At 65.7% G+C, this 15,745-nt stretch carries 17 protein-coding genes; 7 read left to right on the forward strand and 10 right to left on the reverse strand.

Features of this window, described 5'->3' with window-relative positions:
• From QO207_RS14250 to QO207_RS14265, 4 genes are all read right to left on the reverse strand, one after another.
• A complete protein-coding gene (locus QO207_RS14250; RefSeq protein WP_301533027.1) occupies nt 1-960 on the reverse strand; it encodes a DegV family protein in 960 nt (319 codons plus the stop codon).
• A 769-nt stretch (nt 961-1,729) separates the two neighbouring features.
• Nucleotides 1,730-2,842, reverse strand: coding sequence for an NADH:flavin oxidoreductase (locus tag QO207_RS14255; protein WP_301533028.1), 1,113 nt, complete (start codon nt 2,840-2,842; stop codon nt 1,730-1,732).
• A 72-nt stretch (nt 2,843-2,914) separates the two neighbouring features.
• The gene (locus tag QO207_RS14260) at nt 2,915-3,505 is read right to left on the reverse strand and encodes a TetR/AcrR family transcriptional regulator (protein WP_301533029.1); all 591 of its coding nucleotides are present in this window, start codon (nt 3,503-3,505) and stop codon (nt 2,915-2,917) included.
• A gap of 74 nt (nt 3,506-3,579) precedes the next feature.
• The gene (locus QO207_RS14265) at nt 3,580-4,470 is read right to left on the reverse strand and encodes a LysR substrate-binding domain-containing protein (protein ID WP_301533030.1); all 891 of its coding nucleotides are present in this window, start codon (nt 4,468-4,470) and stop codon (nt 3,580-3,582) included.
• A 107-nt stretch (nt 4,471-4,577) separates the two neighbouring features.
• Here QO207_RS14265 and QO207_RS14270 point away from each other — a divergent pair, with 107 nt between their 5' ends.
• Both QO207_RS14270 and QO207_RS14275 read left to right on the forward strand, forming a co-directional pair.
• Nucleotides 4,578-4,883, forward strand: a complete 306-nt coding sequence (locus QO207_RS14270) for a carboxymuconolactone decarboxylase family protein (RefSeq protein ID WP_301533031.1) — start codon at nt 4,578-4,580, stop codon at nt 4,881-4,883.
• A gap of 4 nt (nt 4,884-4,887) precedes the next feature.
• Nucleotides 4,888-5,295, forward strand: coding sequence for a tautomerase family protein (locus QO207_RS14275; protein ID WP_301533032.1), 408 nt, complete (start codon nt 4,888-4,890; stop codon nt 5,293-5,295).
• On the opposite strand, the gene QO207_RS14280 is transcribed toward QO207_RS14275, so the two are convergent.
• The 3 genes from QO207_RS14280 to QO207_RS14290 all read right to left on the reverse strand — a co-directional run bounded on the left by QO207_RS14280 (nt 5,282) and on the right by QO207_RS14290 (nt 7,326).
• Nucleotides 5,282-6,022 carry a nitroreductase family protein gene (locus QO207_RS14280; protein WP_301533033.1) on the reverse strand — a complete coding sequence of 247 codons (741 nt, stop codon included), beginning with the start codon at nt 6,020-6,022 and terminating at the stop codon, nt 5,282-5,284. The two genes, QO207_RS14275 and QO207_RS14280, sit on opposite strands and share 14 nt — an antisense overlap.
• Nucleotides 6,023-6,137: 115 nt before the next feature.
• Nucleotides 6,138-6,623 (reverse strand): glutathione peroxidase, encoded by a 486-nt coding sequence (locus QO207_RS14285; protein ID WP_301533034.1) that lies wholly within the window; start codon nt 6,621-6,623, stop codon nt 6,138-6,140.
• 217 nt (nt 6,624-6,840) lie between these two features.
• The gene (locus QO207_RS14290; protein ID WP_192430782.1) at nt 6,841-7,326 is read right to left on the reverse strand and encodes a peptidylprolyl isomerase; all 486 of its coding nucleotides are present in this window, start codon (nt 7,324-7,326) and stop codon (nt 6,841-6,843) included.
• Between QO207_RS14290 and QO207_RS14295 the strand changes: the two genes are divergently transcribed.
• From QO207_RS14295 to QO207_RS14310, 4 genes are all read left to right on the forward strand, one after another.
• On the forward strand, nt 7,295-7,627 hold the full coding sequence (locus tag QO207_RS14295; RefSeq protein WP_301533035.1) for a DUF3565 domain-containing protein: 333 nt from the start codon (nt 7,295-7,297) through the stop codon (nt 7,625-7,627). The two genes, QO207_RS14290 and QO207_RS14295, sit on opposite strands and share 32 nt — an antisense overlap.
• Nucleotides 7,628-7,629: 2 nt before the next feature.
• Complete coding sequence (locus QO207_RS14300; protein ID WP_301533036.1) at nt 7,630-8,820, forward strand: acetate kinase; 1,191 nt, start codon at nt 7,630-7,632, stop codon at nt 8,818-8,820.
• A gap of 61 nt (nt 8,821-8,881) precedes the next feature.
• Nucleotides 8,882-11,008: a phosphate acetyltransferase gene (gene pta / locus QO207_RS14305; protein WP_301533037.1), complete on the forward strand. Its 2,127-nt coding sequence runs from the start codon at nt 8,882-8,884 to the stop codon at nt 11,006-11,008.
• Between the two features lie 81 nt (nt 11,009-11,089).
• A complete protein-coding gene (locus QO207_RS14310; protein WP_301533038.1) occupies nt 11,090-12,001 on the forward strand; it encodes an acyltransferase in 912 nt (303 codons plus the stop codon).
• Nucleotides 12,002-12,131: 130 nt separating this feature from the next.
• Here QO207_RS14310 and QO207_RS14315 read toward each other — a convergent pair whose 3' ends face one another.
• The 3 genes from QO207_RS14315 to QO207_RS14325 all read right to left on the reverse strand — a co-directional run bounded on the left by QO207_RS14315 (nt 12,132) and on the right by QO207_RS14325 (nt 14,674).
• Nucleotides 12,132-12,845, reverse strand: a complete 714-nt coding sequence (locus QO207_RS14315) for an OmpA family protein (RefSeq protein WP_301533039.1) — start codon at nt 12,843-12,845, stop codon at nt 12,132-12,134.
• 84 nt (nt 12,846-12,929) lie between these two features.
• On the reverse strand, nt 12,930-13,571 hold the full coding sequence (locus QO207_RS14320; RefSeq protein WP_301533040.1) for an MBL fold metallo-hydrolase: 642 nt from the start codon (nt 13,569-13,571) through the stop codon (nt 12,930-12,932).
• An 83-nt stretch (nt 13,572-13,654) separates the two neighbouring features.
• Nucleotides 13,655-14,674: an AraC family transcriptional regulator gene (locus QO207_RS14325; protein ID WP_301533041.1), complete on the reverse strand. Its 1,020-nt coding sequence runs from the start codon at nt 14,672-14,674 to the stop codon at nt 13,655-13,657.
• A gap of 121 nt (nt 14,675-14,795) precedes the next feature.
• Here QO207_RS14325 and QO207_RS14330 point away from each other — a divergent pair, with 121 nt between their 5' ends.
• Entirely contained in the window at nt 14,796-15,635 is an 840-nt protein-coding gene (locus QO207_RS14330) for a metal-dependent hydrolase (protein ID WP_301533082.1), read from the forward strand.
• The last annotated feature ends 110 nt before the right edge of the window (nt 15,636-15,745 follow it).

Genomic DNA, 15,745 nt, shown 5'->3' on the forward strand with positions numbered 1-15,745 from the left:
TCAGGCGAAGGGCTTGGGCTCGGCGGCGAAGGACAGGCTCATGGCGCCCGCACCCAGGTTGATGCCGCCGGTGGGGCTGAGCATCGCCAAGTGCACCTTCACACCCTTCACCTCGCAGGCATCTTCCAGCGCCGCGAAACCGGGCAGGTCACGCAGTGCGGAAGGGTCGCCGGCGTAGCTCAGGCACATCTGCGGCGCCAGCAGCTCGCCCGCCTCGACCCGCGCACGGGCGAAGTTGAGCAGGCGCTCGGCGGATTTCTCGTAGTTCGGCGACACCGACACGGGTTTGTCCTCGCCCTGCACCAGGCTCAGCACCGGTTTCATGTCGAGCATCGAACCCAGGCCGAGGAAGGCTCCGCGCAGACGGTCGCCGATGCTGCTGCGGTCGCCCTTCTGGAAGCCCCGGCGGCGGATGTGCCCCAGGTCGCTGGCGACCAGGAAGGTGTTCATCTGCTGGCTGAGCTGCTCCAGGCGTGTGCGCACGGCGTTGGGATGCTGGTCCTCACCGAGCAGGCGCGCGCCTTCGGCGGCCAGCACGGCAAGGCCGGCGAAGACCGTCTGGCTGTCGATCACCCGCAGCGCGAACGGCCCGGCGATGCCGGCGGCGGCGCGGCGTTCCTTGTAGCTCTGCAGCAGGCTGAAGGAGGCCTGGGTGGCGTTTTCGAAGATCGGGCTGCGCTGGCTGGTCACGGTCAGGCAGATCACGTAATCGAAGTCGGTGACCAGCTTTTCGAGGAACCAGTCGTGGGTCTGCGCCGGCGTCAGCGGTTCGCTGCCGTCCTCGGGGCCGACCTTGGGCAGGTCCTGGGAATAGAACCGCAGGGTAGTCTCGGGATCGCGGTCATCGACGATGCGCCGCTCGCCCACACGAATGCCGATGGGCAGCACGCGAATGTTGTTGGCAGCAAGGAATTCCGGGGGAAGGTCGCAGGTTGCATCGACCACCAAGCCGATCCGCATGTCTTACTCCTATGGCCGTATCCCGGCCTATTTTTGTGTGAACGCCGTCATACTCTGCCCGTTTCGGACCGGGAAGTCAGCATGCGGAAAGGTGGGTCTCGGAAAAGATTTGTAAACGCCTGGGACGGGGCTTTCAGACCATTCAGGCAATCAATACCCAGCCATAGACGTAACGCCATCTGTAGGAGCGAGCTTGCTCGCGAACATCTCCGGCGACGGGGTTGGTTCGCGAGCAAGAACTAGGCGTCCCCCTCGGTCCTACAAAGAGCCCACCCCACACCGATCCTGCTTTGGCTTTGGCTTTGGCTTTGGCTCTTGAGGACTTCCAGAGAAATATCCGCGCACTCCGACTGCCCCGTTCAGGAGGCCTCGTTGAAGCGGAGTTTCAGGGGTTGAGCGACATGGATGTCGCGAGAGCCGCGATGGGCCAGGGATGGCCCTTCGCGGCGGGCCCCTGAAACTGCGCTTCAACGAGGGTATTTTTCGCCTAAGCGAAAAACCGGATGTCCGGGGCAAGACCTTTGCCTACTTTGGGGCGTTTGCCAAAGTAGGTCGCCCGAGGGGGCGAAACACGAAGCCTGCGCATACGCCGAAGCGGCGCCGAAGTACCCAAGCCAAAGCAGCAACATTGGAGCAGGATCAGAAGAAGGCGCCGGCCCTGCCGGCGGATCGCGGATAAGATCCGCTCCTACAGGGTGTTCCGTGCATTCAACGAAAAAGCCCCTGGCGCCGATGGCGCCAGGGGCTTTTCATTTCAGCGGATCGCGAATCAGGCCAGCGACATCAGCGCATCGCGGCTGAACGGCTTGATGTCCTCCAGACGGCCATCGCGCACCTTCACCGCCCAGTCCGGGTCGACCAGCAGGGCGCGGCCGACGGCCACCAGGTCGAACTCCTCCTTGTTCAGGCGCTCCAGCAGCCCGTCGATACCCGACGGCTGGGCGACTTCCTCGGTGTTGCCGAAGAAGGCCAGGAACTCGCTGCCGTCCAGGCCGACGTTGCCCACGGTGATGGTCGGCTTGCCGATCAGCTGGCGGGTCCAGCCAGCCAGGTTGAGGTCGGAGCCTTCGAATTCCGGAATCCAGAAGCGACGGGTGGAGCAGTGGAAGATATCCACGCCGGCATCCGACAGCGGCTTGAGGAAGGCTTCCAGCTCTTCGGCGGTCTGCACCAGGCGGGCGCTGTAGTCCTGCTGCTTCCACTGCGAGAAGCGGAAGATGATCGGGTAGTCCGGGCCGACCGCGGCGCGCACAGCCTGGATCAGCTCGATGGCGAAGCGCGAACGGTTGGCCAGGCTGCCGCCGTATTCGTCGGTGCGCTTGTTGCTGCCGTCCCAGAAGAACTGGTCGATCAGGTAGCCGTGGGCGCCGTGGATTTCCACGCCGTCCATGCCGATGGCCTTGGCGTCGACCGCAGCCTGGGCGAAGGCGGCGATGACTTCCTGGATATCCTCTTTGGTCATCTCATGGACCAGCACGGTGCCGTCCTTTTCCTTGCCGCTGGGGCCGTAGCCCGGAACGCTGGCGTCCGGTTCGGTACCCAGGCGGCGCACGGCGCCGACGTGCCACAGCTGCGGGACGATCTTGCCGCCTTCGGCGTGAACGGCGTCGACCACCTGCTTCCAGCCGGCCAGGGCGTCTTCACCATGGAAGCGCGGCACGTTCGGGTAGCCGTTGGCAGCCTTGTGGTTGACCGTGGTGCCTTCGGTGACGATCAGGCCGACGCCCGCTGCGGCACGGCGACGGTAGTACTCGACCACCTGGGCGTGGGGGACGCCGCCCGGGGTGAAGTTGCGGGTCATCGGCGCCATCACGATGCGCGTGGGCAGTTCCAGGCCGCCCAGGCGGAAGGGCGAGAACAGGGTGTCTACGGATGCGGTCATTGAAGTCTCCATGACGACCAGGCGACCGGTCGTCTCGTTCTTTTACAAAGGGGTTGGGATGACTCAGGCAGTTCAGGCCCGGAGCAGGTGCTCCAGGCGTTCGATAAAGCGTTCCACCGGCATGAGCGAGGCGCTGACTTTCATTCGCGCCAGCACGCCCTGCCAGGCGTTGCCGATGAACTCGGCCAGGGACTCGACGTTCTCGGATGCAGGCAACTCACCGGCGCGCTGGGCCTCAGCGAGACAACCGCGCAGGGTGTCGATGGACTGCTGGAGGATACCGTCGACGCGCTCGGCGATCGGCGGCGACAGCTCGGCCATCTCGAAGCTCAGGCTGCCGATGAAGCAGTGGTATTCGAGCTTCTCCTGGCGGGCGAAGTGCGCCAGGAGTTCGCGGTAATAGGTGAGGATGCGCGCACGCGGGCCCAGTGCCGGATTGCCCAGCGCCTCGGCGTAGCGGGCCAGGCGCGGTGCGTAGAGATGTTCCAGGGCCTGCAGGGCGAAGTCTTCCTTGCTTTCGAAGTAGTGATAGAAGGAGCCCTTGGGGATGCCGGCGGCCTGGACGATGTCCTGCACGCCGGTGCCGTGGTAGCCGCTGCGGGTCATCGCCAGGGAGCCCTTGGCGAGGATCAGGTCGCGCTTGTCGAGTCGGATGCTGTTCATGGCGGCAAGAATATGACCGGTCGTCTCGCTTTTGCCAGCACCATTGATCGCAGTGATTTTCCTCCAGAAGCGGATCAGCGCATTGCCAGGCTTTCCAGCAGCTCCGCGACGCCTTCCTGAAGCAGTTCACGCAGGCGCACCACCAGCGCTTCCGGCTCGGCTTCGCTACGGTGCAGGCACAGGCCCAGCGGCGCCATCAGCGGTAAACCCGCTCGCTCGGCATCCAGCCGTTCGACGCTGGCCGGCAGACCGATGGGCGTGCGCAGGCCGACTCCAAGCCCTGCACCGACCGCCGCCCAGATTCCGGACAACCCGGCGCTGGTAAACGCCACGCGCCAGGCGATGCCGGCCCGGTCCAGCGCCGCCGTGGCCGCGCTGCGCAGTAGGCACGGCGCCTCCAGCATCACCAGCGGCAAGGGTTCTGCACCGGGAGACGGGAGTGACTCCGGCGCGCCGATCCAGCATTGCGCCACCGCACCGATGCGCTCCATGTGCGGGGTGCGCTCGCCGGTTTCCCAGGCCAGCGCCAGGTCCAGCTCGCCGCTGCGCACGCCTTCGATGAGCTGCTGGTTGCGCGCCGTGCGCACCTCGATGCGCACCTTGGGATGGGCACGGGCGAAGCGTGCCAGCACGGCAGGCAGCAGGGTCTCGCCGAAGTCCTCCTGCAGGCCGAGGCGCACCCGGCCTTCCAGCGAACCGCCGCGCAGGGCGCCGGCTGCTTCGTCATTCAGCTCCAGCAGGCGGCGGGCGTAGCCCAGCAGCGTCTCGCCCGCCTCGGTCAGCGCCATGCCACGGCCTTCACGGCGCAGCACCGGGGTGCCGGCCTGTTCTTCCAGCTTCTTCAGCTGTGCGCTGACCGCGGACGTGGAACGCCCCAGGCGATCCGCCGCACGGGCGAAGCTGCCCAGCTCGATACCGGTAACGAAGGTGCGCAGCACGTCCAGGTCGAAGTTGATGCGGGCCACGGCAACAATCCTGATTATTCGAACTGTCGGTCAAATATTTCCCGATTTTCCGAATCAACTTGCCGGGCTAGCCTGAACTCGTCAAGCCACAGAAGAGGAACGGCACGATGTCTTCTCCACCCCAGGTTTCCCCCGACCTGCAGCGACAGGCTCCCAAACTGGCGCAGATTACCGAGGAAGTGCTGTTCGGCGATATCTGGCAGCGCCCGCAGTTGGCCCCGCGAGAGCGCAGCCTGGCGACCGTTGCTGCCCTGGTCGCGCTGGGACGCCTGGAGCAATTGCCCTTCCATCTCCAATTGGCCCGCGACAACGGCCTGACCCGCGAAGAGCTGGGCGAGCTGATCACCCACCTGGCTTTCTATAGCGGCTGGCCGACGGCCGCTTCTGCTCTCAATCGTCTCGAAGAGGAGTAACACCATGCCTACCGTCCGCATCTCCCTGCTCAAGGGCAAGCAGCCCGAGTACCTGCGCGCACTCGCCGACACCGTCTACGACGCCATGCACGAGGCCTTCAACGTGCCCGAAGGCGACCAGTTCGTGATGATCCACCAGCACCAGCCGGAAGAGTTCGTCTTCAACCGTCATTACCTCGGCGGGCCGCGCAGCGACGACTTCGTGCTGATCGCCATCACCATCGGCCGCCCGCGGGATTCGCAGACGCGGCAGGCGTTCTACCGCCGGCTCAACGCGCTGTTGGGCGAACGACTGGGAATAGCCAGTGAGGATGTGATGGTGCAGATCACCAACAGCGACGCGGACGACTGGTCCTTCGGCGGCGGGCGCATGGGCGTACTGACCAGGCCCGATGCGCTCAGTGCCAGCTGACGCGCTGCTCCAGCGGGAAACGCAGGCGCGGGTTGTAGACGCCATTGTCGGCAGCCCGCCCGGCGGCCAGCAGCATGATCGGTATGGCGCGCCGGGGAATCTGCAGCACCTTGCGCAGCCGTACTTCGTCGAAGCCTTCCATGGGGCAGGTGGCGTAGCCGTGGCTCTGCAAGGCCAGCATCAGGTTCTGCGCCGCCAGCGCAGTGGACTTCACCGCCCACAGGCGCATCTCGGCATGGCTGTTGGGCTGGCGCATCAGAGCACGGCGCAGACCGACTACCGAGTAGAGCGCGCGCTTGAACAACCCGCGCAGGCCGAACGCGCCTTGGTTGTACTGAAAAGGCGCGCTGCGCAGGTAAAAGTCGCGCACCTTGTCCGGCACTTGCGGCTCGGGCCACTGGTCGAGGATGGCCGCGCAGGACTCGCGCCAGGTATCCGGGCGCGCCAGCACGGCGATCAGCACCGGGGCGGTGCGCGCGGCGTTCTGCCCCAGGCACACCGGCACCAGCTGGCGGCGCAGTTCGGCATCGCGGATCACCTGGAAGCTCCACGGCTGCAGGTTGCAGGCGTTGGGCGCCAGCACCGCCTGTTCGAGGCAGTCACGCAGCACGGCCTCCGGCACCGGCTCATCGAGGAAGCGGCGCACCGCGCGGCGCTGTTCGATCAGCGCGCGCAAGGCATCGGGGGTAGCGGGCAGGCAGGCGGACTCGGCGGCGAAACGGCTCATGGCGGGCTCCGGAAGCAGGTCGCCCGATTAAGCCGGCAGCATGGCCGTGGAACAAGATGAAGGGGAGAAATGCCGGCGGGATTGGCGCTTGCGCCCTCTCCCGCCGGTGGATCGATCAGACGCCCAGCGCCTTCTCGATGGCCTGGATCAGCGCCGGGTCATCCGGCGTGGTGCGCGGGCTGAAGCGCGCCAGCACGCGGCCGTCCGGGCCGAGCAGGAACTTCTCGAAGTTCCAGGTGATGTCGCCGGGGAACTCGGCGCCCTCGCCCGCCAGCAGGCGGTACAGCGGATGGCGCTCGGTGCCGTTGACCTCAAGCTTGCCCGACATCGGGAAGCTGACCCCGTAGTTCAGCGAACAGAACGACTGGATCTCGGCTTCGCTGCCCGGTTCCTGCCCGGCGAATTGGTTGCAGGGCAGGCCCAGCACCACGAAACCCTGGTCCTTGTATTGCTGGTAGAGATTTTCCAGAGCGGCGTACTGCGGGGTCAGGCCACATTTCGAGGCGACGTTGACCACCAGCACGACCTTGCCCTTGAGCGGCGCCAGCGGCAGATCCTGGCCGTCCAGACCGTGCAGCGTCAGATCGTGAAAAGCGCTCATTGCTTGCTCCTTGAAGAAGTAGGCACGCAGTGCCCGCGCAGGGAGCGGACAACCTGTCCGTCGTGCTGCGCAATCCCAGTGGATGCGGGAAAAATGCCCTGGCCATGTTGCAGTCGATCAGGTGGCATGAGAAAGGCGCCCGAAGGCGCCTTTCCCGCTTGAGCTTAGCAGCTCAATGATGGCTTCACCCGGTCGATCTCCGGCCGGGCGACAGCAATCAGTGGTGGTGACCACCTTCGCCATGGACGTGACCATGGGCAACTTCTTCGGCGGAAGCGTCGCGGATATCGACCACTTTCACCTTGAAGTTCAGGCGCTGGCCAGCCAGCGGGTGGTTGCCGTCGACGATCACGTCATCGCCTTCGATGTCGCGGATGGTGACGATCTGCATGCCGCCGTCCGGAGCGGAAGCGTGGAACTGCATGCCCACTTCCAGCTCGTCGACGCCTTCGAACATTTCACGGGTCAGGGTGGCGACCAGTTCGGCGCTGTACTCGCCGTAGGCATCGGCCGGCTCGACGGTCACGTCCAGCTCGTCACCGACCTGCTTGCCTTCCAGAGCCTTTTCCAGGCCGCCGATGATGTTGCTGGCGCCGTGCAGGTAAACCAGCGGAGCGCCGCCGGCGGAGCTGTCGATGACCTCACCCGCGTCGTTGGTCAGGGTATAGTCGATGGAAACCGCCTTGTTGGCCGCGATCTGCATGGTTCGAAACCTATCTGATATAGAAGTTGAGCGCGTAAGTTTACGCGGCGACGCCCCCGAATGCGACCCGAAGACAGACGGACGGGATCACGCGGCCCCGCCGCGCCTGCTTGACTTTCATCAGGACGAAGACGGCCACTGGGTGGCAGTCTTGTCCTGCGGCCACACCCAGCACCTGCGCCACCAGCCGCCCTGGCAGTCGCGGCCCTGGGTGCTCGACCCGCAGCAGCGCAAGGCGCAGATCGGCCGCTGGTTCCCCTGCGGCTGGTGCGCCAAGGAAAACGACAGCAACAAGGAGTAGGCATGCCGGCTCGCAATATCCTGGTGATCAACTGCGGCAGTTCATCAATCAAGTTCGCCCTGGTCCGCGAAGGGCGCGAAGACTTCATCCTCCACGGCCTGGCCGAACGCCTCGGCGCCAACGGCGCCAGCCTGCGCTGGCAGGGCGAGACCGACGAGCAGCCGCAGACCCTGGAGCTGCCAGGCGCCGACCACAAGGCCGCCCTCGCCCGCCTGTTGCCGCTGGTGGCCAAGGCCGCCCAGGGCGAACTGCATGCCATCGGCCACCGCGTGGTGCACGGCGGCGAACGCTTCACCCAGGCCTCGCGCCTGACAGATGAAGTGCTCAGCGCCATCCGCGAGACCTCGCCGCTGGCGCCGCTGCACAACCCGGCCAACCTGGTGGGCATCGACGCCGCCATGGCGCTCTACCCGGACCTGCCGCACATCGCCGTGTTCGACACCGCCTTCCACCAGAGCCTGCCCGAGCGCGCCTTCCGCTACGCCATCCCCGAGCCGCTGTACCGCGAGCAGCACGTGCGCCGCTACGGCTTCCACGGCACCAGCCACCGCTACGTGAGCCATAAGGCCGCGGAAATGAGCGGGCTGGCGGTGGGCGACAGCTACTGGCTGTCCGCGCACCTGGGCAACGGCAGCTCCACCTGCGCCATCGCCAACGGCCAGAGCCGCGACACCAGCATGGGCCTGACCCCGCTGGAGGGGCTAATGATGGGCACCCGCTCCGGCGACGTCGATCCGAACCTGCACAGCCACCTGGCGCGTACCCTGGGCTGGAGCCTGGAGAAGATCGACCACATGCTCAACCACGACAGCGGCCTGCTCGGCCTGTCGGGGCTGTCCAACGACATGCGCACCCTGGAAAACGCCCGCGAGCAGGGCCACGCCAATGCGGCGCTGGCCATCGAAGTATTCTGTTACCGATTGGCCAAGTCCCTGGCCTCGCTGACCTGTGCGCTGCCGCGGCTGGACGGCATCATCTTCACCGGCGGCATCGGCGAGAACTCGGCGCTGGTGCGCAACCTCACGGTCAAGCACCTGCACGTGCTCAATCTCGAACTCGATGGCGAGGCCAACGCGCGTTGCGTGCGCGGCGTCGGCGGGCCGATCCACCTGGCCGGCCACCCCCGCGTGCTGGTGATCCCGACCAACGAAGAGAAGCAGATCGCACTCGACACCCTGGCCGTCCTCGACTGAAGATTCACCGGTTGTGCCCCACAAGGGCAACGCCCACTCCCGCACGGCTTAAGGAGCCCGGATGCACACCTTCTTCCTCGCACCGACCGGATTCGGTGTCGGCCTGACCTCGACCAGCCTGGGGCTGATTCGCGCCCTGCAACGTGCCGGCCTGAAGGTCGGCTTCTTCAAGCCGATCGCCCAGCCCCACGCCGGCGACGATGGCCCGGAGCGCTCCAGTGAACTGGTCGCGCGCACCCATGGCCTCAACGCGCCTACCCCGCTGTCGCTGGCCAAGGTCGAGCGCATGCTCGGCGACGGCCTGCTCGACGAGCTGCTCGAAGACATCGTCGGCATGTACAACAGCGCCGCCGTCGACAAGGACGTGATGATCGTCGAGGGCATGGTGCCGACCAAGCACGCCAGCTATGCCGCGCGCATCAACGCGCACCTGGCGCGCAGCGTCGACGCCGAGGTGATCCTCGTCTCCGCGCCGGACAACGAGACAGTCAGCGAGCTGTCCGACCGCATCGAGATCCTCGCCCAGCTGTTCGGCGGCTCGCGCGATCCGCACCTGGCCGGCCTGATCGTCAACAAGGTGCGCGGCGGAGAGAGCGAAGACATGCCGCGCGACGCCGAGGAAGCCGCACGGCTGTTTGGCGAACGCCTGAAGGAACATTCCCCGCTGCTGCGCGACGGCGACGTCCGTCTGCTCGGCTGCATTCCCTGGCAGGACGAAATGAACGCCCCGCGCACCCGCGACGTGGCTGACCTGCTGGACGCCAGCGTACTCAACGCCGGTGACTACGAACAACGCCGCGTGCAGAAGATCATCCTCTGCGCGCCCTCCGCTCCCAACACCGTGCACCTGCTCAAGCCCGGCGTGCTGGTGGTGGTGCCGGGCGACCGCGACGACATCATCCTCGCAGCCTGCCTGGCTGCCATGAACGGCGTGCCGCTGGCGGGCCTGTTGCTGTGCTCGGGCCTGATGCCGGACGCGCGGATCATGGAGCTGTGCCGCAGTGCGCTGCAGAGCGGCCTGCCGGTGCTGACGGTGAAGACCGGCTCGTTCGACACCGCCGGCGACCTGTCGCGGATGAACAAGGAAATCCCGGTGGACGACCGCGAACGCGCCGAGCGCGTCACCGAGTTCGTCGCCGAGCACATCGACTTCGGCTGGCTCAAGGACCGCTGCGGTTCCCCCCACGAACTGCGCCTGTCGCCGCCGGTGTTCCGCTACCAGCTGACCCAGCGCGCCAACCGTGCCGGCAAGCGCATCGTCCTGCCCGAAGGCAGCGAGCCGCGCACCGTGCAGGCCGCCGCCATCTGTCATGCCCGTGGCATAGCCCGCTGCGTGCTGCTGGCCAAGCCCGACGACGTGCAGGCGGTGGCGCAGATGCTCGGTATCGTGCTGCCGGAGGACCTGGAAGTGGTCGACCCGGACCTGGTGCGCAGCCGCTACGTCGAGCCGATGGTCGAACTGCGCAAGGGCAAGAGCCTGAACGCGCCGATGGCCGAACAGCAATTGGAAGACAACGTGGTGCTGGGCACCATGATGCTCGCCCTGGACGAGGTGGACGGCCTGGTCTCCGGCGCCATCCACACCACCGCCAACACCATCCGCCCGGCCCTGCAGCTGATCAAGACGGCGCCCGGCTACAACCTGGTGTCCTCGGTGTTCTTCATGCTGCTGCCCGACCAGGTCGTGGTTTACGGCGACTGTGCGGTGAATCCCGATCCTTCGGCCAGTGACCTGGCGGAGATCGCCCTGCAGAGTGCCGCCTCGGCGCAGTCCTTCGGCATCACCCCGCGGGTGGCGATGATCAGCTACTCCACCGGCGACTCCGGAACCGGCGCAGATGTCGAGAAAGTCCGCGAAGCTACACGCATCGCGCGGGAAAAACGCCCCGATCTGTTGATCGACGGTCCCTTGCAGTATGATGCCGCCGCCATCGCCAGCGTGGGCCGTCTGAAGGCTCCCGAGAGCCAGGTGGCCGGACGCGCCAATGTGTTCGTGTTCCCCGACCTGAATACCGGGAACACCACCTACAAGGCGGTCCAGCGCAGCGCCGACTGCGTCAGCATCGGGCCGATGCTGCAGGGCCTGCGCAAACCGGTGAACGACCTGTCACGCGGGGCGCTGGTGGACGACATCGTCTACACCATCGCACTGACGGCGATCCAGGCAGACAGCAGCAAGGACAGCTGACTGAAACGGCACGAGGGATGTGCCCAAGAACGCATCACGCGCCCAACCGACCGGGCGCCTACGTACAAGGACCATTCCTCGATGTTGAGTTTCCTCCCGCACACCCTGCGCGGCATTCTCGCCACCCTGATCCTGGTGACGAGCACGCTGTGCTGGTGTATCCCACTGCTGGGCATGTCGATCATCAAGCTGCTGCTGCCGTTCAGCGCGGCGCAGCTGGCGCTGAGCAAGATCATGAGCGTGATCGCCGAAAGCTGGATCACCTGCAACAAGGGCTGGATGAACCTGGTCCGCAGCACCCACTGGGATGTGCAGGGCCTGAAGGGCCTGGAGTACGACCACTCGTACCTGGTCACCAGCAACCACCAGAGCTGGGTCGACATTCTCGTCCTGCAGTACCAGCTCAACCGCCGCATCCCGCTGCTGCGCTTCTTCCTCAAGCAGGAGCTGATCTGGGTGCCGGTGATCGGCCTGTGCTGGTGGGCGCTCGATTTCCCCTTCATGAAGCGCTACACCAAGGCCTACCTGGCCAAGCACCCGGAGAAGAAAGGCAAGGACCTGGAAACCACCCGCAAGGCGTGCGCCAAGTTCAGCCGCATCCCGGTGGCGATCTTCAACTTCCTCGAAGGCACCCGCTTCACCCAGGCCAAGCATGACGAGCAGAACTCGCAGTTCCAGCACCTGCTCAAGCCCAAGGCCGGCGGCATCGCCTTCGTCCTCGACGCCATGGGCGAGCAACTGCGCACCCTGGTCAACGTCACCATCCATTATCCCGACGGCCGCCCGACCTTCTGGTGCCTGCTGTCCGGCCGCCTGCGCTCGGTGGTGGTACGTTTCGAGGAGATGGAAATCCCCCGCCAGTTCGTCGGCAAGAGCTACGACCAGGACGAAGGCTACCGCGCCGAGTTCCAGCTGTGGGTGAACCAGCTGTGGGAGCGCAAGGATCAGCTGCTGACCCAGTTGCACCGCGAATTTCCCGCCGCCAAGGCCTGACCTTTTTTGTAGGAGCGAGCTTGCTCGCGAACCGCATGGCACCGAGCAGCGCCGGTTCGCGAGCAAGCTCGCTCCTACGAAGAGTCCACAAAAAAGCCCGCCAATCGGCGGGCTTTTTCATGGGCGCTGCTTACTGCTGCTGGTACTGCTGGGTCTGCGCGTTCGGCAGGGCCTTCAGGTTCACTTCCACGCGGCGGTTCTGCGCGCGGCCGTTGACGTCGGCGTTGGACGCTACAGGCTGGTCCGGGCCCATGCCGCGGGTGCTGACGCGGGACGGGTCGACGCCCTGGGAAGTCAGGTAGGTCGCCACCGACTGCGCACGACGCTGGGACAGGTTCATGTTGTGCTGGCGGCTGCCGGTGCTGTCGGTGTAGCCGACGATCTCGACGCTGTTCTGGTTGAACTCCTTGAACGAGTTGGCCAGGTTGTTCAGCGGGGTATAGAAGGACGGCGCGATGTTCGCCGAATCGGTGGCGAAGGTGATGTTACCCGGCATGATCAGCTTGATGTCGTCACCCTGGCGCTCGACCTGCACGCCGGTGCCCTGCATCTGCTGGCGCAGCTTGGCTTCCTGCTTGTCGGCGTAGTAGCCGTAGCCCGCGGCAGCGGCGCCCACGGCGGCTGCGCCGATCAGCGCGCCCTTGCCACGGTTGTTGTGGTTGATCGCAGCACCGGCGACGGCGCCGGCCAGTGCGCCCAGGCCACCGTACTTGGCGGTCTTGCTCACGCCACCTTCGGGCGGAACCTGGGTGTTGGGATCATAGGGATTCTGGGAGGCGCAACCGGCCATGAGGGCAAAGGCGGTGGCAGCCGCGACCATGGACAGACTACGTGCGGTGAACATGACGGATGACTCCTCGAATAGCGAAACACCCAGTAGCGGGCGGCAAGTTAGAGCGTAGGTCGTGCAAATAATTCCGCAGCAACCTTAAGCACGGATGAAGGGATTCTCGCGCATCTCGTCACCCAGGTTGGTGTCCGGGCCATGCCCCGTGACCACGGTCGCTTCTTCGTCCAGCGAATACAGCCGCTCACGAATCGAGCGCTCGATGGTGGCGTAGTCGCCGCCCCACAGGTCGGTTCGACCGATGCTGCGACGGAACAGCGTGTCGCCAGCGATCAGCAGCTTGTCCCGAGGGAACCAGAAGCTCATGGAGCCGGGCGTATGCCCCGGCGTGTGCAGTGCCACGCCGCAACCGCAGGCCAGCTCCTCGTCATCGGCCAGCCACTGGTCCGGCGAAGGCACCGGGGTGTAGGGCACGCCGAACATGCGGCACTGCATCTCCAGGTTGTCCCAGAGGAACTGGTCGTCCTTGTGCAGGTGCAGGGTCGCACCGGTCTTCTCCTTCATCTGCCCGGAAGCGAGGAAGTGGTCCAGGTGCGCGTGGGTGTGGATGATGCTGACCACCTTCAACCCCAGCGCGTCGAGGCGCTGCAGGATCAGTTCGTGGTCGCCGCCCGGATCGACGACGATGGCCTTCTTCGTCAGCGGGTCGCCGATGATGGTGCAGTTGCACTGCAATGGGCCGACGGGGAAGGTTTCGCGGATCAGGGCAGGCTGTTCGCTCATCGAAGACTCGCTCGGTTGCGGAAGAACACGGCGGCCATTTTCGCCGATTCCGCCCTCCCCTGGCGAGCCGCCGGGTCAATGCATCAGTCGCCCTGGCGGTAATCGGTGGGCAGCTTGCCGGTCCATTTGCGAAACGCCCGGCGGAAGTTCGACGGGTCGTTGAAGCCCAGCAGCAGGGCGATCTCGTAGAGCGGCAGGTGGGTCGTGGTGAGGTATTGCAGGGCCAGGCGCTTGCGCACGTCGTCGAGCACTTCCTGGTAGGTGGTGCCCAGGTTCGAAAGATGTCGACGCAGGCTGCGGCCGCTGGTGTGCAGGTCGGCGGCGACCGCCTCCAGGTCTGGGAATTCGCCGGGGCGCGCCAGCAACAGGCGGCGGATGCGGGTCAGCAGGCCTTCCTGCACGTCCAGCGTGGCCAGCAGCGCCTCGCACTGCTGCTCGCACATCTGCACCGTGGCCGGGTTAGCCAGCGCCATGGGCCGCGCCAGGTAATCGCTGGGCAGGCCGATGAAATGAAATGGCTGGTCGAACAGCACCTCGCAGCCGAATGCCTCGGCATAACGCTCGACATAATCCGGCTCGGCATGGGCGAAGCCCACGCTGACGCCCTGCAAGGGTTCTCCCACCAGGAAGCGGGCGATGGTGTGCAGGCTGGTCATCAGGCCTTCAGCGGCGAAGCGGCTGGTGGGGCCGAGGGGGATCGACTCGCTGGCGCGCAGGTAGGACACGCCACCGTCTTCCACCATTTCCAGGTCATAGGCCAGGCCGAGCACACGGTAGTACTTGAGGGCGAAGCCGATGGCGCGGCCGAGGTTGGCGCTGGACAGCACCGCGTAGCCGAGGATGCCGTGGGTCGAGACGTTCAGCCGCTGCCCCAGCAACAGCCCGAAGGCCGGCTCGTTGCAATGCACCAGGGCGGTACTGGAGAGCTGGTGGAAGTCGATGAAGGACAGGCGACCGTTGGGGCTCTGCAGCACCTCGGGGCGCACGCGGGCCAGTTCGAACAGCCGCGCGCGGGGCACGCCCAGCTCCTCGGCGAGATCGAGCAGCGCCTGCGCATAGGCGACGGGCACCAGTTCGGCGGTGAAGTTGAGCGGTTGTTTCATCGTTTTTCTTATGCTGACCGCTGGCCGGATATGACCGGAAAGTTGGCAGACAATAACCTTGTGACGCTTTCCCTACAAGCCCAGAGTAATGACCATGGACAACCACAACAATGGAGCCGCCATGGCCAGCACCACCCCCGCAGGACTGGAGATCAAGCCCCGGCACATGGACTTCGATCTGCCCGATCCGCTGCCGCGTCACTGGCACGGCGGAGACGCCTTCAAATCCCACCTGTTCGACGCCATGTCGGTGCTCTTCCCCGATGGCGAACGCTTCTTCATCGACTCGGTGCGGCAGTTCCGCGACCAGATCAGCGACCCGGTGCTCAAGGAGCAGATCCGCGGCTTCATCGGCCAGGAAGGCCACCACAGCCGCGAACACCTGACCTACAGCCAGCGCCTGCGTGACCTGGGCTACGACATCACCGCCATCGAGAAGCGCGCCCAGGCGCGCATCCGCTTCACCCAGAAGAAATTCCCGGCCCGCCGCCAGCTGGCCGCGACTGCCGCGCTGGAGCACATCACCGCGATCATGGCCAACGGGCTGCTGACCGACCCGCGCACCATGGAGGGCGCCGACCCGGTGATGCAACGCCTGTGGCGCTGGCACGCGCTGGAGGAAACCGAGCACAAGGCGGTGGCCTTCGATGTCTACAACCAGGTCTGCGGCAGCCGCAAGCTGCTGCGCCGGGCGATGCGCATGGCGACCTTCTTCTTCGTGCTGGATACCTTCCGCGGGCTGGTGCACATGCTCAAGGTCGACGGCCTGCTGTGGAACTGGCGCGTCTGGCGCGACGGCATCAAGTGGACCTGGGGCAAGCACGGCGTATTCCGCCCGCTGCTGCGCGAATACATGGACTTCTTCAAGTCCGACTTCCACCCCTGGCAGCACAACAACCTCGATGTGCTGTACGAGGTGCGCAAGGAGTACGACGCGCAGCCGCTGGCTCACGCCGGCTGATTCGCCCTCCGCTTCGAACACCGCCCCGCCCTGTCGGGGCGGTTTTGTTTCTGGCGTCAGGCACGGACTTCCCCTGTAAGAGCGGGCATGGCCCGCTCCTATCATCTAGT

Origin of the sequence: Pseudomonas sp. CAN1 (genome assembly GCF_030462585.1) — a bacterium.
GTDB lineage: Bacteria > Pseudomonadota > Gammaproteobacteria > Pseudomonadales > Pseudomonadaceae > Pseudomonas.

Coding starts and splice junctions, on each gene's coding strand:
- QO207_RS14310 (WP_301533038.1), top strand. CDS start 11,090: ATGTTGAGTTTCCTCCCGCACACCCTGCGCGGCATTCTCGCCACCCTG.
- QO207_RS14275 (WP_301533032.1), top strand. CDS start 4,888: ATGCCTACCGTCCGCATCTCCCTGCTCAAGGGCAAGCAGCCCGAGTAC.
- QO207_RS14285 (WP_301533034.1), bottom strand. CDS start 6,623: ATGAGCGCTTTTCACGATCTGACGCTGCACGGTCTGGACGGCCAGGAT.
- QO207_RS14255 (WP_301533028.1), bottom strand. CDS start 2,842: ATGACCGCATCCGTAGACACCCTGTTCTCGCCCTTCCGCCTGGGCGGC.
- QO207_RS14320 (WP_301533040.1), bottom strand. CDS start 13,571: ATGAGCGAACAGCCTGCCCTGATCCGCGAAACCTTCCCCGTCGGCCCA.
- QO207_RS14290 (WP_192430782.1), bottom strand. CDS start 7,326: ATGCAGATCGCGGCCAACAAGGCGGTTTCCATCGACTATACCCTGACC.
- QO207_RS14300 (WP_301533036.1), top strand. CDS start 7,630: ATGCCGGCTCGCAATATCCTGGTGATCAACTGCGGCAGTTCATCAATC.
- QO207_RS14270 (WP_301533031.1), top strand. CDS start 4,578: ATGTCTTCTCCACCCCAGGTTTCCCCCGACCTGCAGCGACAGGCTCCC.
- QO207_RS14295 (WP_301533035.1), top strand. CDS start 7,295: ATGGAAACCGCCTTGTTGGCCGCGATCTGCATGGTTCGAAACCTATCT.
- QO207_RS14325 (WP_301533041.1), bottom strand. CDS start 14,674: ATGAAACAACCGCTCAACTTCACCGCCGAACTGGTGCCCGTCGCCTAT.
- QO207_RS14280 (WP_301533033.1), bottom strand. CDS start 6,022: ATGAGCCGTTTCGCCGCCGAGTCCGCCTGCCTGCCCGCTACCCCCGAT.
- QO207_RS14330 (WP_301533082.1), top strand. CDS start 14,796: ATGGCCAGCACCACCCCCGCAGGACTGGAGATCAAGCCCCGGCACATG.
- QO207_RS14260 (WP_301533029.1), bottom strand. CDS start 3,505: ATGAACAGCATCCGACTCGACAAGCGCGACCTGATCCTCGCCAAGGGC.
- QO207_RS14250 (WP_301533027.1), bottom strand. CDS start 960: ATGCGGATCGGCTTGGTGGTCGATGCAACCTGCGACCTTCCCCCGGAA.
- pta (WP_301533037.1), top strand. CDS start 8,882: ATGCACACCTTCTTCCTCGCACCGACCGGATTCGGTGTCGGCCTGACC.
- QO207_RS14315 (WP_301533039.1), bottom strand. CDS start 12,845: ATGTTCACCGCACGTAGTCTGTCCATGGTCGCGGCTGCCACCGCCTTT.